General features: G+C 65.6%; 19 protein-coding genes. 10 read left to right on the top strand and 9 right to left on the bottom strand.

The genetic code is table 11. The features are described 5' to 3' along the window. Window positions 1-67: 67 nt before the first annotated feature. A complete protein-coding gene (locus tag ACP159_RS15235) occupies window positions 68-472 on the top strand; it encodes a hypothetical protein (RefSeq protein WP_425100569.1) in 405 nt (134 codons plus the stop codon). A gap of 112 nt (window positions 473-584) precedes the next feature. Here the strand turns inward: ACP159_RS15235 and ACP159_RS15230 are convergent, their stop codons facing one another. Next, window positions 585-2,144: an alanine/glycine:cation symporter family protein gene (locus tag ACP159_RS15230; protein WP_425100568.1), complete on the bottom strand. Its 1,560-nt coding sequence runs from the start codon at window positions 2,142-2,144 to the stop codon at window positions 585-587. Between the two features lie 30 nt (window positions 2,145-2,174). Then, on the bottom strand, window positions 2,175-2,609 hold the full coding sequence (locus tag ACP159_RS15225) for a universal stress protein (RefSeq protein WP_425100567.1): 435 nt from the start codon (window positions 2,607-2,609) through the stop codon (window positions 2,175-2,177). Between the two features lie 307 nt (window positions 2,610-2,916). Between ACP159_RS15225 and ACP159_RS15220 the strand changes: the two genes are divergently transcribed. Continuing rightward, the gene (locus ACP159_RS15220; protein WP_425100566.1) at window positions 2,917-4,590 is read left to right on the top strand and encodes a TIGR01244 family sulfur transferase; all 1,674 of its coding nucleotides are present in this window, start codon (window positions 2,917-2,919) and stop codon (window positions 4,588-4,590) included. Between the two features lie 215 nt (window positions 4,591-4,805). Further along, window positions 4,806-6,560 (top strand): SulP family inorganic anion transporter, encoded by a 1,755-nt coding sequence (locus tag ACP159_RS15215; RefSeq protein ID WP_425100565.1) that lies wholly within the window; start codon window positions 4,806-4,808, stop codon window positions 6,558-6,560. A gap of 162 nt (window positions 6,561-6,722) precedes the next feature. Here ACP159_RS15215 and ACP159_RS15210 read toward each other — a convergent pair whose 3' ends face one another. The 4 genes from ACP159_RS15210 to ACP159_RS15195 form a co-directional block, all read right to left on the bottom strand. Then, a complete protein-coding gene (locus ACP159_RS15210) occupies window positions 6,723-7,352 on the bottom strand; it encodes a VPLPA-CTERM sorting domain-containing protein (protein ID WP_425100564.1) in 630 nt (209 codons plus the stop codon). A 189-nt stretch (window positions 7,353-7,541) separates the two neighbouring features. Beyond that, window positions 7,542-9,896: a TRAP transporter large permease gene (locus tag ACP159_RS15205; protein ID WP_425100563.1), complete on the bottom strand. Its 2,355-nt coding sequence runs from the start codon at window positions 9,894-9,896 to the stop codon at window positions 7,542-7,544. A 16-nt stretch (window positions 9,897-9,912) separates the two neighbouring features. Then, complete coding sequence (locus ACP159_RS15200; RefSeq protein WP_425100562.1) at window positions 9,913-10,842, bottom strand: TRAP transporter small permease subunit; 930 nt, start codon at window positions 10,840-10,842, stop codon at window positions 9,913-9,915. Window positions 10,843-10,970: 128 nt separating this feature from the next. Then, entirely contained in the window at window positions 10,971-12,059 is a 1,089-nt protein-coding gene (locus ACP159_RS15195; RefSeq protein ID WP_425100561.1) for a TRAP transporter substrate-binding protein, read from the bottom strand. Window positions 12,060-12,383: 324 nt separating this feature from the next. Between ACP159_RS15195 and ACP159_RS15190 the strand changes: the two genes are divergently transcribed. Continuing rightward, window positions 12,384-13,805, top strand: a complete 1,422-nt coding sequence (locus ACP159_RS15190; RefSeq protein ID WP_425100560.1) for a cache domain-containing protein — start codon at window positions 12,384-12,386, stop codon at window positions 13,803-13,805. Continuing rightward, complete coding sequence (locus ACP159_RS15185) at window positions 13,802-14,455, top strand: response regulator transcription factor (protein WP_425100559.1); 654 nt, start codon at window positions 13,802-13,804, stop codon at window positions 14,453-14,455. Before ACP159_RS15190 ends, ACP159_RS15185 begins: the two co-directional genes overlap by 4 nt. A gap of 3 nt (window positions 14,456-14,458) precedes the next feature. Here ACP159_RS15185 and ACP159_RS15180 read toward each other — a convergent pair whose 3' ends face one another. Beyond that, window positions 14,459-14,668, bottom strand: a complete 210-nt coding sequence (locus ACP159_RS15180; protein WP_425100558.1) for a hypothetical protein — start codon at window positions 14,666-14,668, stop codon at window positions 14,459-14,461. A gap of 110 nt (window positions 14,669-14,778) precedes the next feature. After that, the gene (amrA, locus tag ACP159_RS15175; protein ID WP_425100557.1) at window positions 14,779-16,185 is read right to left on the bottom strand and encodes an AmmeMemoRadiSam system protein A; all 1,407 of its coding nucleotides are present in this window, start codon (window positions 16,183-16,185) and stop codon (window positions 14,779-14,781) included. A 389-nt stretch (window positions 16,186-16,574) separates the two neighbouring features. On the opposite strand from amrA, the gene ACP159_RS15170 reads away from it, so the two are divergent. From ACP159_RS15170 to ilvN, 3 genes are all read left to right on the top strand, one after another. After that, complete coding sequence (locus tag ACP159_RS15170; RefSeq protein WP_425100556.1) at window positions 16,575-18,329, top strand: acetolactate synthase 3 large subunit; 1,755 nt, start codon at window positions 16,575-16,577, stop codon at window positions 18,327-18,329. 72 nt (window positions 18,330-18,401) lie between these two features. Beyond that, entirely contained in the window at window positions 18,402-20,183 is a 1,782-nt protein-coding gene (locus ACP159_RS15165) for a sulfotransferase (protein WP_425100555.1), read from the top strand. Between the two features lie 49 nt (window positions 20,184-20,232). Beyond that, entirely contained in the window at window positions 20,233-20,793 is a 561-nt protein-coding gene (gene ilvN, locus ACP159_RS15160) for an acetolactate synthase small subunit (RefSeq protein WP_425100554.1), read from the top strand. Window positions 20,794-20,884: 91 nt separating this feature from the next. On the opposite strand, the gene ACP159_RS15155 is transcribed toward ilvN, so the two are convergent. Continuing rightward, window positions 20,885-21,688 carry a DUF2189 domain-containing protein gene (locus tag ACP159_RS15155; RefSeq protein ID WP_425100553.1) on the bottom strand — a complete coding sequence of 268 codons (804 nt, stop codon included), beginning with the start codon at window positions 21,686-21,688 and terminating at the stop codon, window positions 20,885-20,887. Window positions 21,689-21,900: 212 nt separating this feature from the next. Between ACP159_RS15155 and ACP159_RS15150 the strand changes: the two genes are divergently transcribed. Both ACP159_RS15150 and ACP159_RS15145 read left to right on the top strand, forming a co-directional pair. After that, window positions 21,901-23,757: a phosphatidylglycerol lysyltransferase domain-containing protein gene (locus ACP159_RS15150; RefSeq protein WP_425100709.1), complete on the top strand. Its 1,857-nt coding sequence runs from the start codon at window positions 21,901-21,903 to the stop codon at window positions 23,755-23,757. A 97-nt stretch (window positions 23,758-23,854) separates the two neighbouring features. Further along, window positions 23,855-24,730 carry a DMT family transporter gene (locus ACP159_RS15145; RefSeq protein ID WP_425100552.1) on the top strand — a complete coding sequence of 292 codons (876 nt, stop codon included), beginning with the start codon at window positions 23,855-23,857 and terminating at the stop codon, window positions 24,728-24,730. The last annotated feature ends 6 nt before the right edge of the window (window positions 24,731-24,736 follow it).

Genomic DNA, 24,736 nt, shown 5'->3' with positions numbered 1-24,736 from the left:
TCCCGCCCCCGCCTTCAAGGATCCCCATGTTCCCGACACGTCCGCCGCGCGAGGCGGAGAAGCCCAAGTGGCTACGGCCGTCCCAGATCGTGACGGCGACATTCAGACAACCGACCGGGTGGCCGATGGCCGCCCCGAAGGCGCTGGACATGGCACGTTCGGCGCGGCGTGCGAGCGCCTGACCGATCCGGGCCATGAACCCCTGCCGCCGAAACCGGGACGGAATATTCCGGATGGTTCGCGCTGGTCCGGTGCCCTCATGACCCTGTCAACAATCGACGGTTGGCGCCGGACATTCGCTCGGCGCAGTGTCGGCTTGAGGACAGGGCGCCTCCCCATCCGCTGGATGGGCAAGCTGGGTTTCTCCGCCTCCCAAATTGCGAAGCTCATCGACATGCGTCTTTCGCAAGGAAGGCTGCCTCTTCGCAGGATATCGTTCATACAGATTGGCGAAATCTTAACAACTGACTGATTTTAAAAGATAACCTTACCCACGGGTAAGATCGCTGGTCCTGACGCGCCTTCTCCGTCACGAAAAAGGGCCACCAGATGGCGGCCCTTTCCCTGTCCGTGTCGTCCCGGGATCAGTGCGTGAACTTCTTGATCTCGCCCGATTTCAACCGCGACCAGTAGCTGTCCAGCTCCGCCTTGACGATCGGCATCAGGAAGTAGAGCCCGATGATGTTGACCACCGCCATGGCAAAGATCGCCGCATCGGAGAAGTCGATGACCGGCCCGAGGTTGGCCGCCGCGCCGATGATGACGAAGATGCAGAAGATCACCTTGAAAACCAGTTCCGTGGTCTTGCCCTCGCCAAAGAGGTAGGTCCAGGCCTTCAGCCCGTAGTAGCTCCAGGAGATCATGGTCGAGAAAGCGAACAGGATCACCGCCAGCGCCAGCACGTAGGGGAACCACGAGAAGGCAGAGGCGAAGGCGGCGGAGGTCAGACCCACGCCGGACGCGCCTGAGACGGTCTTGATCGCACCATCCTCGACGATGTAGAGGCCCGTCGCCGGGTCCACGGCGAGTTGCCCGGTGATGATGATGACAAGCGCCGTCATGGTGCAGATCACCACCGTGTCGATGAACGGCTCCAGCAGGGAGACGAAGCCTTCGGTGATCGGCTCCTTGGTCTTCACCGCCGAGTGCGCAATCGCCGCCGAGCCGACGCCGGCTTCGTTCGAGAACGCCGCCCGCTTGAAGCCCTGGATCAGCGCGCCGACCATCCCGCCCGCGACGCCGAGCCCGGTGAAGGCGCCGGCGAAGATCTGACCGATGGCCCAGCCGATCATGTCGGCGTTCATCACGATGATGACCAGAGCCGACAGCACGTAGAGCACGCCCATGAACGGCACGACCTTTTCGGTCACGGAAGCGATGGACTTCAGACCGCCGATGATGACGGCGAAGACGATGGCCGCGAAGATCACGCCGGTGATCCAGCCCGGGTACTCGCCGACGATCCCCGCCAGCTGCTGGTGCGCCTGGTTCGACTGGAACATGTTGCCGCCGCCAAGCGAGCCGAGGATGCAGAAGATCGCGAAGAGCACGGCGAGGAAACGCCCGCCGGGAAGGCCGCGCTCGGCGAAACCCTTGGTCAGGTAGTACATCGGGCCACCGGACACGTGGCCATCGGCGAACTCGTTGCGGTACTTCACGCCGAGCGTACACTCGGTGAACTTCGACGCCATGCCCATGAGACCCGCGAGGATCATCCAGAAGGTCGCCCCCGGCCCGCCGATGCCAACGGCCACCGCGACCCCCGCGATATTGCCGAGACCGACGGTGCCGGACAGCGCGGTTGCCAGCGCCTGGAAGTGGCTGACCTCACCGGCGTCGTCCGGATCGGAGTAGTCGCCCTTGACCAGCGCGATGGAATGCGCCGCGGCGCGGAACTGGATGAAACCGAAGTAGAAGGTGAACACCGTGGCCGCGACCACGAGCCACGCCACGATCCACGGAAAGGAGGTGCCGGGGAACGGCATGAAGATCAGGTTGACGAACCAGCCGGTGGCGCTGGCAAAACCCGCGTTGATCTTCTCGTCCAGACCTTGCGCCTCCTCCTGTGCCATCAGCAGCGACGGTGTGGCCAGGGAAATCAGGCCGGTGAGGGCGAAGGCCGCCCGTTGTGTGAGTGTGTGCATGTAAACTGTCCTGTTCTGTGAGAGCGCGTATCAGGGAACGATGGTGCAAGGCACCGGAGCGATCTGCACGAGACTGCCCACCACGGAGCCGAACACCCGCGCACCGAACGAGGATTGCCCGTCGCGGCCGATGACCATCTGCGTGGCCTCCTCGGCGAGGGCGATCTTGCTCAGGGTCTCGGCGATGTGACCGTACTTGATGACCGTCTCGACCTGCACGCCGGTCTTTTCCGCCTCGGCCCTGGCCGGAGCGACAATCGCGGTTTCCGCACGCGCCATCTCTTCCTTGCGGCGGGCGTGGCGTTCCTCGATCTCGGTCGGGGTCAGAAAGGAATAGGGCGACCATTCCAGCACATGCGCAATCAGCACGCTGCCCCCCTGTTTCTGCGCAAGGCCGGTGGCAAAGGCCAGAGCCCGGGTTGCAGCCGCGCTGCCGTCGTAGGCGACGACAATCTTGTTGGTCATGTGGTGTACTCCCTGTCCATGGTTCGTGCGTCCGTTGCGCACAACCATAAGTTAACAGAATGTTCACGGGAGATTGACCCGGAATACCCCGAAAAGCCGGGCGATACGACCTATTATCCCGAATTTCGCCAGAAAATTAGGAAGTTCGGAGCAGGAATCGGCATAGATGGGCAGATCGGCCGTTCGGCCGCATAGGGGCTCTCACGGAATACCTTTGCATGCGACGCGATTACCCATATCGCATTCGCATGTGTGAATGTTAAGACTGCCAGATCAACCCTGAGTCCCGGATCCGAGGAGACGTGCCGTGGAATTCAAGACGATCAACGAAGACATCACCGTATCGCCACAGATCGCGCCGTCCGATCTGCCGGAGATTGCCGCGGCAGGCTATCGCTCGGTGATCTGCAACCGCCCCGACGGCGAAGGCGCGGACCAGCCCAGTTTCGACGAAATCGCCGCCGCGGCGGCGAATGCGGGCCTGCAGGTGCGCTATCTTCCGATCGTCAGCGGGACGGTGACGGACCAGGACGCGGAAGACTTCGGCAAGGCACTGCGCGAGCTGCCCGGCCCGGTCTTCGCCTATTGCCGCACCGGCACCCGCTCCGCCACGCTCTGGTCGCTGTCACAGGCGAAGCGCATGGCCCCGGCGGACATCCTGCAGGCGGCGAAGGCGGCGGGCTATGACATGGCGGGTGTCGTGCGCCGCATCGTCAACGGCGGCAAGACGCCCACGGACGAGGGCGATGCGAAATTCGACCTCGTGGTGGTCGGCGGCGGCGCGGCGGGCATCGCGGTCTCGTCGAGCCTCAAGGCGCGCAAGCCGAACCTGACAATCGCGGTGATCGACCCGGCGGATGTGCATTACTACCAGCCGGGCTGGACCATGGTCGGCGGCGGCATCTTCGAGGCCGAAAGCACGGCCCGCACCATGGGCAGCCTGATCCCGAAGGGCGTGCACTGGATCAAATCCGCCGTCGCCGCCTTCGAGCCGCAGAACAACGCGGTGATCCTCGACGGCTGCCGCGTGGTGAAATACGACCGGCTGATCGTCTGTCCGGGGCTGAAGCTGAACTGGGGGGCGGTCGACGGCCTGGTGGAAACGTTGGGCAAGAACGGCGTGACGTCGAATTATCGTTACGATCTGGCCCCTTACACCTGGGAGCTCGTGAAGGGGATGAAGACGGGTCGCGCCCTCTTCACCCAACCGCCGATGCCGATCAAATGCGCCGGCGCACCGCAGAAGGCGCTGTACCTGTCCGGCGACCATTGGGTCCGCAGCGGTGTCCTGAAGAACATCGACATCCAGTTCATGAACGCCGGTGGCGTACTCTTCGGCGTGAAGGATTATGTCCCGGCGCTGGAAGAATACGTGAAGAAATACGACGCGACGCTGAACTTTTTCCACAACCTGATCCGCGTGGATGGCAAGGCGAAGACGGCGACCTTCAAGGTGTCGAAACCCGAAACCGAGGCCAGCGAAGTCACGGTGGACTTCGACATGATGCACGTCTGCCCGCCGCAATGCGCGCCGGACTTCATCCGTGTCTCGCCGCTGGCCGATGCCGCCGGGTGGGTCGACGTCGACCAGAGCACCTTGCGCCACAAGACCTATGACAACGTCTGGAGCCTTGGCGACGTGATGAACGCGCCCAACGCCAAGACCGCGGCGGCAGCCCGGATTCAGGCGCCGGTCGTGGCGAACAACGTCGCGGCGGACATCGACGGCAAGTCGCCGGTGTCGGTCTATAACGGGTATGGCTCCTGCCCGCTGACGGTGGAGCGGGGCAAGATCGTGCTGGCGGAGTTCGGCTATGGCGGCACGCTGCTGCCGAGTTTCCCGAAGTGGCTGATCGACGGCACGAAGCCGACCCGCGCCGCCTGGCTGCTCAAGGAGCAGATCCTGCCGCCGGTCTACTGGAAGGCGATGCTGCGCGGCAAGGAATGGATGGCGAAGCCGGAGACGGTGTCGGCGAAGTGAACGCAACGCAGCCCCGGCCCCCGCGCCGGGGCCTCATGGTTGCAGATGAGGTCCCGGGTCAGGCCTGGGACTGCGGTGCGCGGGTCCGCCGCGCGCGGCCAAAAAGAGGAAGACACGCGTGTTTGGTCTTTTCAAATTCATATTTCGGAATATATAAGACCGACCACGCGTAACCCCCGAGTCGTCCTTCGGCTCGGCGAGACAGGACAAAGCCTATGGCACGCACCCCCGCGACCCGCTTGACCCGCTACCTGCCGATCCTCGGCTGGGCGAAGACCTATGACAAGGACACCCTGACCTCCGACCTCGTCGCGGCGGTGATCGTGACCATCATGCTCATCCCGCAGTCGCTGGCCTACGCGCTGCTGGCCGGTCTGCCCGCGGAGATGGGGCTTTACGCCTCGATCCTGCCGCTGGTCGCCTATGCGGTGTTCGGCACCTCGCGGGCGCTGGCGGTCGGCCCGGTGGCCGTGGTCTCGCTGATGACCGCCGCCGCCATCGGCAACCTCGGCCTGACGGACCCGGTGCAGATCGCCCTCGCGGCGGGCACGCTCGCTTTCATTTCCGGCGTGATCCTGACGGTGATGGGCGTGTTGCGGCTCGGGTTTCTCGCCAATTTCCTAAGCCACCCGGTGATCGCAGGCTTCATCACCGCCTCCGGCATCCTGATCGCGGCGAGCCAGCTCAAGCACATCCTCGGCATCAAGGTAGAGGGGCACACCCTGCCCGGCGTGCTCGGCTCGATCTGGGAGAACCTCGGCCAGACCAACGGGGTGACGGTGATCATCGGCGTCTCCGCCACGGCCTTCCTGTTCTGGGTGCGCAAGGGATTGAAGCCGCTCTTGCTGAAGAAAGGCTTCAAGCCGCGCATGGCCGACATCCTGGCCAAGGCAGGCCCGGTGGGTGCGGTGGCGGTGACCACGCTGGTCACCTTCGTCTTCGGCCTGTCGAACTGGGCGGGGGTGAAGATCGTCGGCGAGGTGCCCATGGGCCTGCCGCCGCTCACCCTGCCCTCGCTGTCACCGGAGCTGTGGAGCAGCCTGTTCATGTCGGCGCTGCTGATCTCGATCATCGGATTCGTCGAATCCGTCTCGGTGGCGCAAACCCTCGCCGCGAAGCGACGCCAGCGCATCATCCCCGATCAGGAACTGATCGGCCTCGGCACCTCCAACATCGCGGCGGCGGTGTCGGGCGGCTACCCGGTGACCGGCGGCTTCGCGCGCTCCGTGGTGAACTTCGACGCGGGCGCGGAGACCCCGGCGGCGGGCGGCTTCACCGCCATCGGCATCGCGCTGGCCGCGCTGCTGCTCACCCCCCTGCTCTACTTCCTGCCGAATGCCACGCTGGCCGCGACGATCATCGTCGCCGTCCTCAGCCTCGTCGATTTCTCGATCCTCAAGAAGACCTGGGGCTACTCACGGGTGGATTTCACCGCAGTCGCGGCCACCATCGTCCTGACGCTGGGCTTCGGGGTCGAGACCGGCGTCTCGGCGGGGGTCCTGCTGTCCATCGGCCTGCACCTCTACAAGACGTCGCGCCCGCATGTGGCGGAGGTCGGCCTCGTTCCCGGCACCCATCATTTCCGCAACATCAAGCGGCACAAGGTGGAAACCGACGAGAGCATCGTGACCCTGCGGGTGGACGAGAGCCTTTACTTTGCCAACGCGCGGTTCCTGGAGGATTACATCTTGAACCGGGTCGCCTGCGAGCAGCCGCTCAAGCATGTCATCCTGATGTTCCCGGCGGTCAACGAGGTGGACATGAGTGCGCTGGAGACTCTGGAGGAATTGAACCGGCGGCTTGGCGAGGGCGGCGTGACCCTGCACCTGTCGGAGGTCAAGGGTCCGGTGATGGACCGGCTGCAACGCTCGCATTTCCTCGACGACCTGACCGGCAAGGTTTTCCTGTCGCAGTACGACGCCTGGACGGAACTGACCGGCAAGATGGCAGACGCGCGGGCGGCGGAATAGACGCGCCAAACCGCATCGGCACCGCATACGCCCCGGGCTCGTTCCCGGGGCGTGTTCGTTTGGGCGAGCGCCGCGCGGGTCGGTGCGATCACGCGGATGCGAGGCGCCGGGGCTCCCTCCCCCTTGGGGAGGGCCGGGGTGGGGGCATCCCTGCCCGGTTCGTCAGCCCGTCCGTCTGCGCCGACGCAGGACGCCGAAGCTCGCGAGGCCTGCCATCAGAAGCGGCAGCGCCGCTGGCAGGGGCACCGGGGCGTTTATGCTTGACGGGGTCCAGGTCACATAGGTTTCCTGGCCGAGGATCGAGAAATCCGAAGTCTGCGACGTGCCTCGGAAGAACCGTTCCGCCGGGGCGCTGCTCGTGTTCTGAACGCCGATCAGGTTCACGTTGGCGCCGGAAATCGCGCTGTTGTAAAAATAGGGAAACAGCGCGTTGCACACCGCGGTGCTGGTACAGCCGCGAATGAGGCGCGGATTGGCCTCGACGCCCGAAATCAAGGGAAACACCTGCGTCAACAGCGCATTGACGGCGTCGTTTGCCAGGCTGGTCAGCACCGCGGATCCGGGCACGGACGGAAACGGGAAATCCGTCTGTTCATCGCACCCGGAAAACAGCCCGGCGCAGCTCCCGTCCTGGAAGGTGACGGTATAGGTGTTGCCGCCGACGATCACGCCGGTCGCGCCGTGGACACTGCCAATGCCCGTTGTGCCATCGGTGACCAGCGTCGCCGCATCTGCGGCCGGGGCGGAAAACGCGGCTGCCCACATGACACCCGCAAGTAGAACTGCCTTCATGATATATCCCCCATAAATTGAATAAAGTCCGTAAATTCCGGAGGATGGTATCACAATTCGTCGTTTGCTCCAAACGTCGGGCCTATGCGGCACCTGAGGTTGGCGCCATGGCCCCTGTGCCGCGGCGTTGGTGCCAGAAAAAAGGGCCGCCCCGGCGGGACGGCCCTTTCGTTTGCCCTGTTCCAGGGATCAGTTCGGCATCAGGTCCGGCACGATGGTGACGATCCCCGGGAACCACCACAGGATGGCCAGCCCCAGCACCTGGATCAGCACGAAGGGCACCACGCCGCGATAGATATGGCCGGTGGTGACTTCCTTCGGGGCCACGCCGCGCAGGTAGAACAGCGCGAAGCCGAAGGGCGGCGTCAGGAAGGAGGTCTGCAGGTTCACCGCAATCATGATCGTCACCCATTTCGGGTCGAACGAGCCGCCGTAGATCACTGGCCCGACGATCGGCACCACGATGTAGATGATCTCCAGGAAGTCGAGCACGAAGCCGAGCACGAAGAGCACCAGCATCACGATCAGGAAGACCTTCACCTCGTTGTCGAAGCTCTTGAGGAAGTCCTGGATGTAATGCTCGCCGCCGAAGGAGATCACCACGAGGTTCAGCAGCTGCGAGGCGATCAGGATGGTGAACACCATCGAGGTCACCTTGGCTGTCTCCCGCACCGCCGGTGTCAGCACCCCGGCAGTGAACAGCACCCAGCAGCTGAACAGCAGGCCGAACAGCGCGTAGAGCCAGAGCGCATAGGTGAAGAAGAAGGCGATCCAGCTTTCGACGGAAACGTCGGCGGTGTTGATCCTGAGGTCGAAGTTGACCCCCATCAGGATCATTACCACCACCGCCAGGGTCGACCAGATGATGATCTTCGGGCTGCGGTCCTGATCCTTCAGCTTGCGATAGGCCGCGAGCATGATGGCACCGGCCGCGCCGAGCGCCGCGGCGGGCGTCGGGTTGGTGATGCCGCCGAGGATGGAGCCGAGCACCGCGACGATCAGCACCAGCGGCGGGAAGACCACCCGCAGCAGGTCATGCTGCGCCAGGCGCTGGAAGGCGTGGTAACAACCGTAGACGCTGAGCGCCCAGGGCAGCGCCATCAGCAGCACCGTCGTGCCCGCGGAGGTCGTCGGCCCTAGGGCGACGACATCGACCAGCAGTCCGAGCACGATGCCCGCGGCCCCGATCAGCAGCGGCAGCGGCTCGGACGAGGGCGACACGCCTCGCGCCACGGAGAGGATCAGGCCGAAGACCACGGCGAGGATCGCGATGCCGGTGCCGATGGGCGCGGCGGCAGCGATCTTCTCGGCGCGCAGCGTCTCGATTTCCTCCGGCGTGCGGCGGTGGCTCTCGGTGCTGGCGCCGGCGTCGTCGATGGCCTTCTGTTCCGCCACGGCGGTGTCCCAGGCCTCCTGACCGTGCAGGTCGATCATCGCCGCCTTGCAGCGCTCATCGACATTGGTGCGCAGCGACGCGGCTTCGCCGAGGTCGGAGAAGCTGGAGATCGTGGTGTCCTGTCCGCCGACGACATTGACCTGCGCCAGGATCATGAAGCCCGCGATCAGCGCCACCGGCACCCCGAGATACCAGGTGAAGGCCTCGCCACGGGTCACCGGCTCGTTGGTGCTGGCACCCAGTTCCACGGCGGGCGCCTTGGACGGGTTGAGCATGGCAAAGCCGAAGGCATAGAGACCGTAGAGCACCGCCAGCAGAATGCCCGGCAGCAGCGCCGCCTGGAACAGCGTACCGACAGAAACCACCGCGGGCTCGCCCAGGTAGGTCAGCGCGTCGGAGCATCCGGCCTCCACCGCGCGGGCTTCCTGCGCCGCCGAGTAGAGGTCCCCGGCGAGCGTGCCGAGCAGGACGATGACGATGGACGGCGGGATGATCTGCCCCAGCGTGCCGGAGGCGGCGATGACACCCGTCGCCAGTTCCGGCGAGTAATTGTTGCGCAGCATGGTCGGCAGGGCCAGCAGGCCCATGGTCACCACCGTCGCGCCGACGATGCCGGTGGAGGCGGCGAGGAAGGCGCCGACGACCACGATGGACACGGCAAGGCCGCCCGGCAGCGGGCCGAAGACCCGCGCCATGGTGGTCAGGAGGTCGTTGGCGATCTTCGAGCGTTCCAGCACGATGCCCATGAGCACGAACATCAGCACGGCAAGCAGCGTCTCGATGGACTGGCCCGCGATGACGCGCTCGTTGATGCGGTTCACGATGAACGACACGTTTCGGTCGAGCGCGTATTCCCAGCCGCGCTCGAACACCGAGATGCCGATGCGGGGCAGGTCCGGGTTTCGGAAGATCGAGATGGTCTCTTCCGGCACCCCCGAGGCGACCAAAGCGTTATAGGCGTCCGACGAGGTGTCGATGGCCTGGTGGATCAGCAGCCCCGCGCTGTCGAGCGCGGCGATGATGCCGAAGGAAATGACCCCCGCGCCGCCGATGGCAAAGGCCACCGGAAAGCCCGACAGGATCGCTGCAAAGAGCGTGAGAAAGACGATGATCAGGCCGATCTCGACGCCATCTAGTCCGAATAGCATGTGTCTCTACTCCGCCTCAGAATTCTGCGTGGTCGTAGGGCTCTTCGCCCGTTTCCAGGATGTCCCGGTCGAGGTACTTGCCCTCGCTTTCCTCGCCTTCCTTCCACTCGAGGAAGGAGCGGTAGAAGAAGGCCCAGGCCTGGATGAAGATCATGCCGACCAGCGCCACCATGAGGATCTTGAAGAGGAAGTAGGCGTTGAAGCCGTTGGGGGAGAAGCCGATGGTCTCGACGTTCCATTTCAGCGCGCGGGCCTTCATGACGAGGCGGTCGAGCTGGTCCGAGGCAGAGGGCTTCGGCACGATGAGCGAGCGCCACAGGAAGTACCAGGAATACATCCAGATCAGCACGGCCATCGGGATCATGAAGAACAGCGAGCCGAACATGTCGATGACGCGTTTCGTGCGGAAACTGACGGCGGAATAGATCAGGTCGACGCGCACATGCCCGCCCTGCACGAAGGTGTAGGTCAGGCAGAGCGCCACCACCATGGCATTGTAGAGCTTGAGCTCCTCGGCGTACCAGGAGATGTCGAACTGCATCGGGATGCCGAGGCCGATCACGATGTCGGGCCGGGTGAAGATGCGCTGCATCAGCACGATGATGACCTGCTGGAGCACCATCAGAAGCCCCGCCCAGGCAAAGAAACGGCCGGTCCAGTTGGCGAAGAACTCCAGGCCGACGACCACGTTCCACAGGAACCGGTTGTTCCACAGGCCGACGAGGAAGATCACGAGGAAGGTCGTGAAGGCGACGAAGAACAGCTCCGTCGAGCCCCCGTAATAGACGAAGCGCATGATCGCTTCCTTGTCGCTCCAGTCGAGCCAGAGCGCGGGATGCGTGAGCGCGTATCCCAGATTGTAGAATGCCATCAGGATGGACTGGATGATCCAGACCACCAGATCGGCCATGGCAGGCAGAAAGCCGGTTGCGCCCTCTTCTTCCATGATTTCCCCCGTGACAGCCGGTTATCCGGCGTTTTCTTGAAGTTCTTTGGATCGGCGCAGGCCCTGCGCCCATGTGTGAAAAGGCCCCTGCGTGGCAGGGGCCTTTCCTTATGTCCCGCGAAGGAGGCTCAGCCGCCCAGCACGCGCACGCGCTGCTCGACGTAGTAGCCGTCCGACTTCTGGATCCAGGCCGCGGAGCTGGCGAGGCTTTCGTCGAAGGACTTGCGGGTCTTGGCGAAGAGCTCGTCGCCCATGTTCTCGTCCATGATTTCCTTGGAGGCCGCGCCAAAGGCATCCCAGACGTCATCCGGGAACTGCAGCGTCTTGACGCCCTGCGCCTGCAGACGGGCCAGGGCGGCACCGTTGTTGGCGAGGGTTTCGGCCAGCTGGTAGTGGGTGACGGCCATGGAGGCGTAGTTCAGGATCGCCTGGTTGACGGCCCCGAGATCGTTCCAGACGTCGAGGTTGACGTTGGCGGAGAGCGCCGAGCCCGGCTCGTGGAAACCGGCGGTGTAGTAGACCTTCGCCACTTCCTGGAAGCCTGCGCGCTCGTCGGCGAGCGGGCCGACCCACTCGAGACCGTCGAGGGCACCGGAGGACAGCGCCTGGTAGAGTTCGCCGCCCGGGATGTTCTGCACCGAGGCGCCGAGCTTGCCGAGCACCTGGCCGCCGAGGCCGGGCATGCGGAACTTGAGGCCGTTGAAGTCGTCCTTGGAGGTGATTTCCTTGCGGAACCAGCCACCGGACTGGGAGCCGGAGTTGCCGGCCTGCAGGCCCTTCAGGTTGAAGATCATGCCGAGCTCGTCATGGAGCTCCTGGCCGCCGCCATGGTAGTACCAGTTGATCATTTCCTGCGCGGTGCCGCCGAAGGGCACGGCGGTGTAGAACGCGAAGGCCGGGTGCTGGCCGACGAAGTAGTAGTCGGCGGAGTGGTACATGTCGGCCTGGCCCGAGGACACGGCGTCGAACACTTCCAGCGCGCCAACGAGTTCGCCCGGAGCCTTGAGGTCGATGGTCAGGTTGCCGTCGGACAGCTCGTTGGTGAACTTGACGAGGTACTGTGCCGCGTCATCGAGAACGGCAAAGCCGCGCGGCCACGAGGTGACCATGGTCAGGGTGCGCTTGCCCTGGGCATAAGCCGGAGCGGCAAGGGTCGAGGCTGCAGCGGCAGCCCCCGCGCCCACGGTCGAGGCGCGAAGGAAAGAACGGCGATCCATTATGAAATCCTCCCAGATTTTTCGAGTGCGCGAGGCTCCCCCATCGCGCGGATCGTTGAAAGTGTGGGCACGTTAGGCAGACCCGCCCGCAATGGAAATACCCACTGCTACGGAGTTGGGCAGGTTTTTTGGCCGTTCGCTCCCGCTTTGCGCGCTTTTGAAACGGCGAAACCCCGCCTTGCCACGCCTTTGCGGTGTGTTTCCAGGATTGGCACAACCCTGCAGCGCGGCGGCGTTTGCCCGCTCCAGGGTGCTGGCTCGCAGGGTCCGCTCCGACGCCGCGCCCCCTTCCCCAGTGCCAAGCCATCGGATACCGTGCCGGCCATGCCCGGCCTCTTGTCCCGCCTACGCCCCTCCTACGGTCAGAAGGTATTCCTGCTGGCCTCCGTGCCGATGATCCTCGCGGTCTCGGCCATCGCGCTGCTTGTGGCGGAGCAGTCGCGCGCGTTGGCGGAGCGGGAGATCCGCAGTCTCGAAACCCAGCTGATCGAGGCCAAGAAACGCGAGTTGCAGAACTATGTCACGCAGGCGCGTAACGGCTTCTATTTCGTCTATGGCTCCGCCTCGCCCACCGACGAGGATGCCAAGCGGCAGGTCATGCAGATCCTCGCGGCGATGATCTATGGCGAGGAAGGCTTCTTCTTCGTCTACGATTACGACGGCACCAACCTCGTCTCGCCGCGACAGACCGATCTCATCAACGGCAACTGGCTGGACCTCACCGACAGCGAGGGCACGCCGGTGGTCAAGGCGTTCATCGACGTGGCGCGGCAGGGCGCGGGCTACGTCGAACACCTCTGGCCCAAGCCCTCCACCGGCGAGGAGGCGCGGATGATCACCTATGTCACCTCCTTCCCGTCCTGGCGGTGGGCGGTGGGCACCGGCGTGTTCATCGACGACATCCTTGCCAGCGTCGCCGCCTCCCGCGCGGAGGTGGAGGCGCGGGTTCAGCGCACGTTCCTGTATATCGGGGCGATCACGCTGGGGGCGCTGCTGCTGGTGTTCTCCTCCGGGGTCTTCATGAACATTCGCGAGCGGCGGCTGGCGGATGCCAAGCTCAAGGAACTGACACAGCGGGTATTCGACACGCAGGAAGAGGAGCGCGGCCGCGTGGCGCGGGAGCTGCACGACGGCATCAGCCAGATCCTCGTCGGCGTGAAATACGCGCTCGACATCACCCGCCGCCGCATCGCGTCCGGGGACGACCGGGCGGCGGAGACGCTGAACAAGGGAATCGACAACCTGCAGGAAGCAATCCACGAGGTCCGTCGGATCAGCCGCGACCTGCGGCCCGGGGTGCTGGACGATCTCGGACTCGGCCCGGCGCTGAAGAGCCTGACCGACGATTTCCGCACCCGGACGGGCATCGAAACCCGGTTCGACACGGTGGTCTTCCGCAACCGGCTCGACCAGGACAGCAAGATCGCGCTCTACCGCATCGGGCAGGAGGCCCTGACCAATGTCGAGCGGCATTCCGGCGCGACCCGCGTGGTGATCGACCTGCGCGGCCACCGCGACGGCGCGACACTGCGGGTCTCGGACAATGGCAAGGGGCTCGGCGATGCGCCGCGCGGGCCGCACAAGGGCATCGGACTGCGCAACATGCAGGAGCGGATGGACCAGCTGGGCGGGACGCTGCGCATCTTGTCCTCGAAGACCGGCACGGTTATCGAGGCCCAGGTTCCGCTGAGCCACCTCCTGCCGCCCGAGGAAGGCCAGCCCGTCAGGACGAAGGTACAGGCATGACAGACGATCCCGACCAAGTGACCCGCGTCGTCGTGGTGGACGACCACCCGATGGTGGCGGAGGGGATCGAGGCGATCCTCGAAAGCTATGACGACATCACCGTTCTGGCGACGTTGTCGGACGGGCAGCAGATGATCGACCGTCTGGATGCGCTCGATCCGGACGTGATCCTGATGGACCTGAACATGCCGGGGCTGAACGGGCTGTCGGCGACGGAAATGATCCTGGAGCGGCGGCCGGACATGCGCATCCTCGTGCTGTCGATGCACGACACGCCGGAGTATGTCTCGACGGCGCTGAGCCACGGTGCGCGGGGCTACGTGCTCAAGGATGTGCCGACGGAGGAGATCAAGCGGGCGATCGACGTGATCATGACCGGCGAGCGCTACCTGTGCACCGGCGCCGAGGGCGCGCTGACGCCGCAGGACGGCGCACGCGAGCCGCTGACCAACCGCGAGCAGTCTGTGCTGCTGCAACTGGCACAGGGCAAGTCCAACAAGGAAGTGGCGCTGGTGCTCGATATTTCCGTGCGGACGGTGGAGACGCACCGAAAGAACATCAAGCGCAAGCTTGGCATTTCGAGCACGGCGGGCCTGACCCGCTACGCGTTGGAACACGGGGTGTTGCAGGGTACCGGGGTGACGGTCTGAAACTCAGACGCTGACGCCCTTCGACGCCGGATCGCAGCCCGGCCCGAAGCCGAAGAGTGCCGGCACCACGCGCTCGGTCACCGGATTATCCATGCGGGCCTCGCCGCTCACCGGGTGTGGCACGCCGCCCATCAGCAGCGATGCGGCCATCAACGCCACCAGGGCGACGGCCTTGGGGAGGGTAAAGCTGCGGTGCCGGACGAAACGGGCCATGGTGGGGAGCCTTCCAGAGTGAACCGATGGGTTCAGCATGCCCCGGAGAGGCCCACACGGACAAATCACGCTTTCGCGCCTGATTGTTGCAATCCGCGGGATCGTGCCGGTCAGGCCACCTCGGACACGGCGGCGGCCTCCGAAAACGCCTCGGCCCGGAACACCTGCACCTGCATCGTCTCGTCCCAGGGGCGTCCCGCGAGGCCGGCCTTGCGCTCGAGCCCCGCGACGAAATCGGCGGGATCGGGCAGCGAGGACCAGACCGACGGCAGGAACAGCCCCCGCTGCGATCCGTTCATCAGGATCGCGCCGGACTTGCCGGGAACCAGCGCGGCGGCCAGGGCATCCTCGTCCGCCACGTCGAGCGCCACCGGCTGCGTCAGCACCGAGACCGAGATCGACAGCGCGCGCAGGTCGGTCACCGAGATCGGCGGAAAGCGCGGATCGTCGAATCCGGCCCGCACGGCGTTCTTCGCCACGTCCTCGACCATCGACAGGTGCGGCACCATGGAGCCGACGCAGCCGCGCAGGACGCCGGCCTGCTCCAGCGTCACGAAAGTCGCGGCATAGGTGCGCAGCGGCACCGCAAAGGTCGCCGCGTCCACCACCGGCGCAAGCCCCTTGTTCAACCGGGAGACCAGCGCCTGCCGGGCCACGGTCAGCAGCGTCTGGCGCGAAGCGGCATCGAGGATGTCAGTCTCCGGAGCGAACAGCGCCCAGGCGCCGTATCCGACGACCCGCGCCGCGTCGTTCGTCGTGTTATACGACGTGTGCATCCCGAGCCGCAGCGCCCGCGCCGCGCGTCCGGCGCGGGATTGCAGCCAACCGGAGAGCGCCTGTGCGCCGCACGCGTGGATCGGCGTGATCAGCGAAGGCTGCGTGGTTTCGAGGAACCGCGCGGCCTGCCCGTCGACGCTGGTGGCCTTCGACTGTGCATAGAAATGGCTGAGATCGCTCGACAGGACAAACAGCGTTTGCCCGTCCATGCGATCGAGCCGGTCGATCAGCCGCGCCACCTGCGCGGTCGGCCCGCGCCCGGTGACGATCGGAACCACCGGGACCCTGGGGTGAAAGTGACGGGCGAACGGCAGCTGTGTGTCGATGCCGTGCTCGCTCTCGAATGCAAGGTCATGACCGTAAGCAAGGCCGGAGCGGATCAGCGCCTGAACCGCGCGGGTGTCGATGCGGTGGCGGCGGTCCAGCAGGCGGATGGCATCATGGCCGGTCGGCACGGCGATGCCGTCGAAGAACGCGTGATGCGCGGGTGACAGGATGGCGATGCGTTGCGGCGACAGACGCGCGGTCGTGCTCCAGGCCGCGGCGGCCAGCTTGCCGCTATAGGCATAGCCCGCATGGGGCGAAACCACCGCCACGGGATCGCCGGGCAGCGCGTCCCGCAGCGCCGCGACGCTGCCGCACAGCTCCGACATCAGGGCGTCGAGCGCCGCCTGGCTGCCCGGCACGAATGTCCCGGCGATTCGACTGTCCCGTTCGGCCATGGTCCCTCGTTCACTCACGGGTTACGCGCTTCGCGGCCAGTGTAACGGCACGAACCGCGCGGTTGAAGCCTTTGCATCGCATGCATCTGGGGCGGTGTGCAGGCTCGCACCGCAGGCCGGATTTCGAAAAGACCGGCGAAACGGAGCACAGCGCAACTTTCGAAAAGATTTTCGCACCCAAGCGTAACTTTTTTCACCCATTTGCGGTTGACGCCCCGAAAGATGGCTCATATGGTCCACCGCGCACGCAAACGGAGCCCCGGAAGATGTCCATTCTAGTGGTAGTCGTAGGATCAAGGCGCATGGCCGAGTAAATCGGAACCATCTGGTTACCCCATGCGCCCCCGAGATGAAAATCGGGGGCTTTTTTGTGCGCACACGATGAGTGTCAAAATTGGAGAAGCACGATGACACGTCAGATGACCGGAGCGAAAATGGTGGTTCAGGCCCTCAAGGACCAGGGCGTGGACACGGTATTCGGATACCCCGGTGGCGCCGTGCTACCGATTTATGACGAGGTCTTTCAGCAGAACGACATCAAACATGTGCTTGTCCGCCACGAACAGGGCGCGGTGCATGCCGCCGAAGGCTATGCCCGCTCCACCGGCAAGCCCGGCGTCGTGCTCGTGACCTCCGGCCCCGGTGCCACGAACGCGGTGACCGGCCTCACCGACGCCCTGCTCGACTCGATCCCGATCGTCGTTCTGACCGGCCAGGTGCCGACTTTCATGATCGGCTCGGACGCCTTCCAGGAGGCCGATACCGTCGGCATCACCCGTCCTTGCACCAAGCACAACTGGCTGGTGAAGGAGACGGAGCGGCTGTCCGCGACCATCCATGAAGCCTTCCACGTCGCCACCTCGGGTCGTCCCGGCCCGGTGCTCGTCGACATTCCGAAGGATGTGCAGTTCGCCTCCGGCACCTATCAGCCGAAGCCCGCCGCCTCGACCCGGCATTACCAGCCGCAGGTCAAGGGCGACATGGCGATGATCACCGAGCTGGTGGAGGCCATCGAGAAAGCGGAGAAGCCGGTGTTCTATACCGGTGGCGGCGTCATCAACTCCGGCCCGGCGGCAAGCCAGCTGCTGCGCGAACTGGTGGAGGCCACGGGCTTTCCGATCACCTCGACCCTGATGGGTCTCGGCGCCTATCCGGCGTCGGGCAAGTCTTGGCTGGGGATGCTCGGGATGCATGGTCTCTACGAGGCCAACCTCGCCATGCACGGCTGTGATTTGATGATCAACATCGGCGCCCGCTTCGACGACCGCATCACCGGCCGCATCGACGCCTTCAGCCCGAACAGCCGCAAGGCGCATATCGACATCGACCCGTCCTCGATCAACAAGGTCATCAAGACCGACATCCCGATCGTCGGCGACGTCGGCCACGTGCTGGAGGACGTGCTGAACCTGTGGAAATCGCGCGGCCGCAAGATCAACCGCGAGGGTCTCGCCAAGTGGTGGGCAAAGATCGAGACCTGGAAGGCGGTGGACTGCCTCAAGTTCAAGCCCTCCGAAGGCACGATCAAGCCGCAACACGCCCTGCAGCGCCTCGAAGCGCTGACCAAGGGCATGGACCGTTACGTCTGCACCGAGGTCGGCCAGCACCAGATGTGGGCAGCGCAGTACCTCGGCTTTGAGGACCCGAACCGCTGGATGACCTCCGGTGGCCTCGGCACCATGGGCTACGGCTTCCCCGCCTCCATCGGCGTGCAGATGGCCCACCCCGAGGCGCTGGTGATCAACGTGGCGGGTGAGGCCTCGTGGCTGATGAACATGCAGGAGATGGGCACCGCGATCCAGTACCGCCTGCCGGTCAAGCAGTTCATCCTGAACAACGAACGCCTCGGCATGGTGCGCCAGTGGCAGCAGCTGCTGCACGGCGAGCGTTATTCGCACTCGTGGTCGGAAGCGCTGCCGGATTTCGTCAAGCTCGCGGAGGCTTTCGGGGCGAAAGGCATCCTGTGCAAGGACCCGGCGGATCTCGACGACGCGATCATGGAAATGATCAACTACGACGGTCCGGTGATCTTCGACTGCCTCGTCGAGAAGCACGAGAACTGCTTCCCGATGATCCCGTCGGGCGAGCCGCACAACAAGATGCTGCTCGGCGATGCCAAGGCCACCAACGCCATTGCCGGCAAGGGCGCGGTGCTGGTCTGACCCCTGCCCGTCCGACACAGAAGGCGCGCGGTGCCGCGCGCCTTCCCTCTCCCTCCTGACGAAAGCCCTCCCATGTCCCGCACCCCCATGCCAACCTCGCTCGACCCCGTGGTTCAGGCCGCAGAGCTTGCCCGGGACGGCCGTTCCGCCGAAGCCGCCGCGCTGCTGCGCAAGGTTCTGGCCAAGGACAGCCGCAACCGCGACGCGCGGCGCGCGCTGGCGGGCCTTGGCGCCGCAGCCCGCCCGCTGGTGCGGCTGACCGGCGAAGATCAGCGCATCGCCGAAACCATCCGCCGCGCCATGGCGGCGAACGACTGGAAGCGCATCATCGCAGAGGCCCCGGGCCTGCTGGAACGCCAGCCGCTGGCCTCCGACGTTGCCAACGCACTCGGCACGGCGCTGCGCATGACCGGAAAGAACAACCAGGCGCTGCGGACCTACGATCACGCCATCCGCACCGATCCGGCGCTACCGGACAGCTACATCAATCTCTCGACCATGCTGCAGCGGGCCGGCCAGACGCAGGCGGCGGTGGAGGCCGCACAGGGCGCGCTCGACGTGGCGCCGGAGATGGCGGAGAGCCACCTGGCCATGGGCCAGGCGCTCTATGACCTCGACGACGTGACCGGGGCGGAGACGCACCTGCGCCGCGCCAGCAGCCTCGGCCCGCGCCAGCCGCTGACCTGGGATGCGCTCTGCCGCACGCTGGAGCGTCTGAACCGGCTGGACGACCTGGAGAAGACGCTGCAGACCGCGCTGCGCAATTGTCCGGGGCACCCCCTGCTGCTGATGCAACAGGCCGCGCTGCTGAGCCGCCGCGGGCAGAACGAAGAAGCACTCGCGGTGCTGGACGGCATCGAGCCGCTCGCCCTGCCCCCGCACAGCCGCTCGGTGCATGCCGAGCTGCGCGGACGGGCCCTCGACGGGCTGGACCGGGCGGACGAGGCTTTCGAAGCCTTCACCGAAATGAATTCGCTCCAGAACCGGATGCATGTTCCCCGCGGACACAGCAACGTCTTCACCCGCATGATCACCGGGCGCCTGCAGGGCGCGGAGCAGATCGGCACCGGCTGGAGCGCGGAGCCTGCGGAGGGCGTGCAGCCCGTTTTCCTCGTCGGCTTTCCGCGCTCCGGCACGACGCTGCTGGACACCATCCTGCGCGGGCACCCGTCGCTCGCGGTGGTCGAGGAAAAGCCGATGGTCGGCACGCTGAACCAGGGCATTCCCGAAATGGCGGAAAACGCCGCCCTCGGCGCGCTGTCGTCCGACGAGATCGCCACCCGCCGCGCCGAGTATCTCCGGGTCTTCGAACGCCACCTTGGCGCGCCGCTGAACGGCCGCCTGCCGGTGGACAAGTTCCCGCTGAACCTCGCCGAAGCCGCCTCCATCGCGCGGCACTTCCCGGCGGCCAAGTTCGTGCTGTCCCTGCGCCACCCGGCGGATTCGGTGCTGAGCTGCTTCATGCAGAATTTCAAGCCGAACGAGGCGATGAACACCTTCCACCATCTCGAGGAGGCCGCGCGGACCTACGACCGGGTGTTCACGCTGTGGCAAACCTACCGCGACCGGCTCGACCTCGACGTCGTGGACATCCGCTACGAGCACCTGATCACCGACCTCAAGGGCGCGGTTGAACCCGTTCTGCAGCACATCGGGCTCGCGTGGCAGGACGCGATGGCCGATTACCGCAAGTCCGCCGCCGCCCGCCCGGTGATCCGCACGCCCAGCTACAGCCAGGTGACGCAGGACCTCTATTCCAGCGCCGATGGCCGCTGGCGCCGCTACGAGACCGCCCTTGCCCCGGTGATGCCGATCCTCCAGCCCTGGATCGAGCGCCACGGCTACGCAGACTGAACGAAAAAGACCCGCCAAACCCTTGGCACCGCACGCGAAAGGAAGACCGATGTCGGCGCTCAACATCAAAAAAGGCTCCACCAAGCACTCCGCCTACAACCTGCGCCCGAGTTTCTCGGACGTCCAGGAAACGCATACCATCGCGGTGCTTGTGGAGAACGAGCCGGGCGTGCTGGCCCGGGTCATCGGCCTGTTCTCGGGCCGGGGCTACAACATCGACAGCCTGACCGTGGCGGAGGTCGACCACCAGGGCCACCTGAGCCGCATCACCATCGTCACCACCGGCACGCCGCAGGTGATCGAGCAGATCAAGGCGCAGCTGGGCCGCATCGTGCCGGTGCACGACGTGCACGACCTGACCGTCGAGGGCCCGAGCGTCGAGCGCGAACTGGCGCTGATCAAGGTCGCAGGCCAGGGCGAGAAGCGTGTCGAGGCGCTGCGGCTGGCGGACATCTTCCGCGCGCAGGTGGTGGATTCGACGCTGGAAAGCTTCGTCTTCCAGCTGACCGGCCCCTCCGACAAGATCGACGCCTTCGCGGACCTGATGCGCCCTCTCGGCCTGATCGAGATCGCCCGGACCGGGGTTGCCGCGCTGGCCCGCGGCGCCTGACGTAGGAAAAATTTCTCGGGAGAACTTTTTTGCCCGGGGCGCTGTCCCCGGGCAAAATTTTGCCCCGCAAATCTTCAGCCGCCGAAAGGGGTCAGGCCGGCAAGGCCTCCGGCGTGTCCGGTTCCGGACCCTGCGCCAGCATGTCGTAGAGGTGCCAGGTCGCGTGGCCGAGCAGCGGCAGCGACAGGAACAGCCCGAGGAACAGTGGCAGCATGGAGACCAGCGCGAAGACCGCGATGAACGCGGCCCAGGCCAGCATCGGGACGGGGTGCGCCGCGACATACTGGAAAGACGTGATCATCGCCGTGACGAAGTCGATCTCCCGGTCCAGAAGCATCGGCAGCGACAATACCGTGATCATGTAGAGCAACGTCGAGAACCCTGCCCCGACCACGGTCCCCACCGCGAGCATCGTCAGGCCGTTCGCACTGAGGAAGACCTCGTAGGAACTCGACACGTTGGTCATGGTCGAGAGCCCGAGGAACAGCGCGAAGATCATGTGCGCGAGGAAGAACCAGAACAGGAAGACCACGATGATGATGGCGCTGATCGACGGCAGTTGCCGTTTCGACTGGCGCAGGACAACGCTGAAGATCTGCATCCAGTCCAGCGGTCTGCCCTGTTCGATGCGCCGCGAGATGTCGTAGAAGCCCACCGCCGCAAAGGGGCCGATCATCGGGAAACCCACCGCGGCGAAGACCAGCCAGTAGCTTTGCCCGGTCACCTGCGTGATCCAGGCCATCAGCCAGCCGCCGAGCACGTAGACGCCCGCGAAGACGAGCGCAAAGCCCTTTGCCTGCCGCAGATCGCGCGCACCGCGCCGCAGCGCCTCGCCCAGCAGGGCAAAATCCACAGGCCGCAGCGCTGGCACGCCGGGTTTCGGTGTGTCTGGCATCGCCGTCTCCCGCTCTCCTCCGGCATTCAGTAAACGGCATGTGACGGACCTTGGCAACATGCCTCTCGCCCACATCTTTTGCCGAAATCGGGCCTGCGGCGCGTTAACCAAGGTTGAGAGAACCTGCGGGGGAAATGCCGACGTTAACCTGCGGTCAGTACTCCTGCCGTACGGTCACGAAACTCTTTCGGTGGGAGAAAGCGGTGTTGAACGTGTTGTCCGCCCATCGGGCCGCGCTGCTCAAGCGCAGCCTGCCTTTGACGCTTGGCCTGTTGTGCCTGTGGTTCCTCTTGCACAAGGGAGGGGCACTGGACTGGCACGCGGTGCGGCAGGCGTTTCAGGAGATCCCGCCGGTACGCTGGCTGGCCGCCGTGGTCTTTTCCGCCGGCAGCTTCTGGTGCCTTGCGCAATACGACCTGATCGCCCACCGGCATTTCAACACCGGCACCCGGGGCATGATCGCGCGCCGCGCGGGGGCGTCGGCGATCGCGCTCGGGCAGGTGATCGGCTTTGGTCCGGCGGTCGGCGCCGCTGTGCGCTGGCGGCTGATGCCTGCGCTTGGGCACGCCCGCATCCTCCAACTGACCGCCTTCGTCACCCTGACCTTCCTGGCGGCCTGGGCGCTGCTCGCCGTCAGTTTCGCGGTGCCGCAGGTCACCGGCCACGGCGCGCTCAGCCTCGTCGCGGTCCCGGCGATGCTGGTGGCGGGCTGTGCCCTGTTGCTGCGCTTTCCCGTGTTCCCGGTCCTCGGGCGCAGCCTGCGCCTGCCGAGCCTGACCGCGGCGGCACAGCTGCTGGCGCTGAGTTTCTGCGACATGGTGTTCGCCGCGCTGGCGCTCTACGTGCTGTTGCCACCGGACCTGGGCTTGCCGCTGCTGCCGATGGTCGGCGCCTACATGCTGGCGTTGGGTGCGGGCCTGGTCGGGGGCACGCCGGGCGGCGCGGGGCCGTTCGAGCTGGCGCTCGTCAGCCTCATCCCCCACGTCGATGTCGAGGTGCTCGCCGCCGCGCTGCTGGCCTATCGCCTGTGTTACTACGCGCTGCCATGCCTGGTCGCCGCGGCCTATGCGCTGGTCGCGCAACCGGACCGGCGGCGGAGTGCCCACGACATTCCGGCACCGACGCGCGGCGCGCGGGCGGAACATGCCATCGCCGCCCAGGCCGACAGCCTCGGGCTGCACCTGCCCGGCCATGCCGCCTGCCTGCTGCGCAGCCCGCATACGCTGACGCTGTTCCTCGGGCCGACGCATGGCGACCTGCGGCCGCTGCTGCATCCGTTCCGCGATCTCGCCCGCGTTCAGAACCGCTTTGCCTGCCTGTACAAGATCACCCGCCGCGACGCGGTGCTGCTGCGCCGCGAGGGATGGTCCGTCGCGCCGATTGCCTATGAGGCCGTGGTGGACCCGCGCGGTCTTGCGCTGGAGGGATCGGAGTACCGCCAGCTGCGCCGCGCCATCCGCAAGGCACAGAAGGCCGGTGTCGAGATTCGCCGCCTGACCAAACCGGACTGGGACGCCATGGCCCGGGTCAACGACGCCTGGGCAACCGCGCACGGCGGGGAGCGCGGTCTCACCATGGGGCGTTTCTGCCGCGAATTCCTGCGCGACAAGCCGATCTTCGCCGCCTTCGCCAAAGACCATTTGCTCGCCTTCATCACCGCCGTCGAGACGCCCGAAGTGATCAGCCTCGACCTGATGCGCCAGATCCCGGACGCCCCCGCCGGTACCATGCATGCCCTTGTCGCGGCAATGATCGAGCACGCGCGGCTGACCGGCCGCGGCGAGGTCAACCTCGCCGCCATTCCCCACCCCCGCATCGCGCCCTACGCGGCGGGCTCGGAGGGGCTTGCCCGGTTCAAGACCAGCTTCGCGCCGCGCTGGCGACCGCTCTATATCGCGGCCCCGAACCGGGTCGCGCTGGTCCTCGCCGGGCTTGACCTCTGGCGCTCGATCCGCTTTCCGGCACCGCTGGCCGCCCCCCTCGCCGTCGCCACGCACAGCGCATGGGAGGAGGAAACCATCGCAGACGAAGATGCCCTCTTCGAAGAGCCGGTGCGCAAGGCGGGCTGACGCCGCCCTGCCCCTTGCCAATCCTGTCCGGCTCTGCCACTTCAAGAGCGTCACGAGATGCCGCGAACGGCACCCCCCGGAGGAGAGGACAGGACCCATGCACCAGACGCTTCGCGCCTGTCTGTGGATGATCGGCACGATCTTTTCCTTCACCGGAATGGCCATCGCCGGTCGGGCTGTCAGCCTCGACCTCGATACCTTCGAGATCATGCTTTACCGTTCCCTGATCGGCATCGTCATCGTGCTCGTGGTCTCCAGCGTCGCCGGAACCCGGCACCAGATCGGCGTGCGCAAGATGGGCTGGCACGGCCTGCGCAACATCTCGCATTTCGCCGGGCAGAACCTGTGGTTCTACTCGATCACGGTGATCCCGCTGGCGCAGGTCTTTGCGCTGGAGTTCACCTCGCCGCTCTGGGTGATGCTGCTCAGCCCGCTGTTCCTGGGCGAACGGCTGACCCTGGGACGTATCCTTGCCGCGTCCGGAGGATTCCTCGGCATCCTGATCGTGGCGCGGCCTGACCCGGACACCTTCCACATCGGGCTTGTCACCGCGGCGCTCGCGGCCATAGGTTTTGCCGGATCGGCGGTTTTCACCCGCCGGCTGACGCGAACCGAGCCGATCACGCAGATCCTCTTCTGGTTGACGGCCATGCAGGCCTGTTTCGGGCTGGTCTGTGCCGGGTTCGACGGCGACATCGCCCTGCCCGCCGCGGCCAGCCTGCCCTGGATCGTGCTGATCGCCTGTGCCGGGCTTGTGGCGCATTTCTGCCTGACCACCGCGCTCTCGCTGGCCCCGGCCACCGTAGTCATGCCGATCGATTTCGCCCGGCTGCCGGTGATCGCCTTCGTCGGGATGCTGCTGTACGGCGAGCTTCTGGATCCTTGGGTTTTCCTCGGTGCAGCGGTGATTTTCGGCGCGAATTACCTCAATATCCTGCATGAGACGCGTCCACGCGCTGTTACAAAAACGTGACGCAGC

The organism is Tropicibacter sp. S64 (assembly GCF_049803835.1).
Taxonomy (GTDB): Bacteria; Pseudomonadota; Alphaproteobacteria; order Rhodobacterales; family Rhodobacteraceae; genus Pacificoceanicola.
This window is presented reverse-complemented; position numbering and strand designations above follow the sequence as displayed.

Coding starts and splice junctions, on each gene's coding strand:
- ACP159_RS15195 (WP_425100561.1), bottom strand. CDS start 12,059: ATGGATCGCCGTTCTTTCCTTCGCGCCTCGACCGTGGGCGCGGGGGCT.
- ACP159_RS15215 (WP_425100565.1), top strand. CDS start 4,806: ATGGCACGCACCCCCGCGACCCGCTTGACCCGCTACCTGCCGATCCTC.
- ACP159_RS15170 (WP_425100556.1), top strand. CDS start 16,575: ATGACACGTCAGATGACCGGAGCGAAAATGGTGGTTCAGGCCCTCAAG.
- ilvN (WP_425100554.1), top strand. CDS start 20,233: ATGTCGGCGCTCAACATCAAAAAAGGCTCCACCAAGCACTCCGCCTAC.
- ACP159_RS15155 (WP_425100553.1), bottom strand. CDS start 21,688: ATGCCAGACACACCGAAACCCGGCGTGCCAGCGCTGCGGCCTGTGGAT.
- ACP159_RS15190 (WP_425100560.1), top strand. CDS start 12,384: ATGCCCGGCCTCTTGTCCCGCCTACGCCCCTCCTACGGTCAGAAGGTA.
- ACP159_RS15205 (WP_425100563.1), bottom strand. CDS start 9,896: ATGCTATTCGGACTAGATGGCGTCGAGATCGGCCTGATCATCGTCTTT.
- ACP159_RS15200 (WP_425100562.1), bottom strand. CDS start 10,842: ATGGAAGAAGAGGGCGCAACCGGCTTTCTGCCTGCCATGGCCGATCTG.
- ACP159_RS15165 (WP_425100555.1), top strand. CDS start 18,402: ATGTCCCGCACCCCCATGCCAACCTCGCTCGACCCCGTGGTTCAGGCC.
- ACP159_RS15225 (WP_425100567.1), bottom strand. CDS start 2,609: ATGACCAACAAGATTGTCGTCGCCTACGACGGCAGCGCGGCTGCAACC.
- ACP159_RS15145 (WP_425100552.1), top strand. CDS start 23,855: ATGCACCAGACGCTTCGCGCCTGTCTGTGGATGATCGGCACGATCTTT.
- ACP159_RS15180 (WP_425100558.1), bottom strand. CDS start 14,668: ATGGCCCGTTTCGTCCGGCACCGCAGCTTTACCCTCCCCAAGGCCGTC.
- ACP159_RS15185 (WP_425100559.1), top strand. CDS start 13,802: ATGACAGACGATCCCGACCAAGTGACCCGCGTCGTCGTGGTGGACGAC.
- ACP159_RS15210 (WP_425100564.1), bottom strand. CDS start 7,352: ATGAAGGCAGTTCTACTTGCGGGTGTCATGTGGGCAGCCGCGTTTTCC.
- ACP159_RS15230 (WP_425100568.1), bottom strand. CDS start 2,144: ATGCACACACTCACACAACGGGCGGCCTTCGCCCTCACCGGCCTGATT.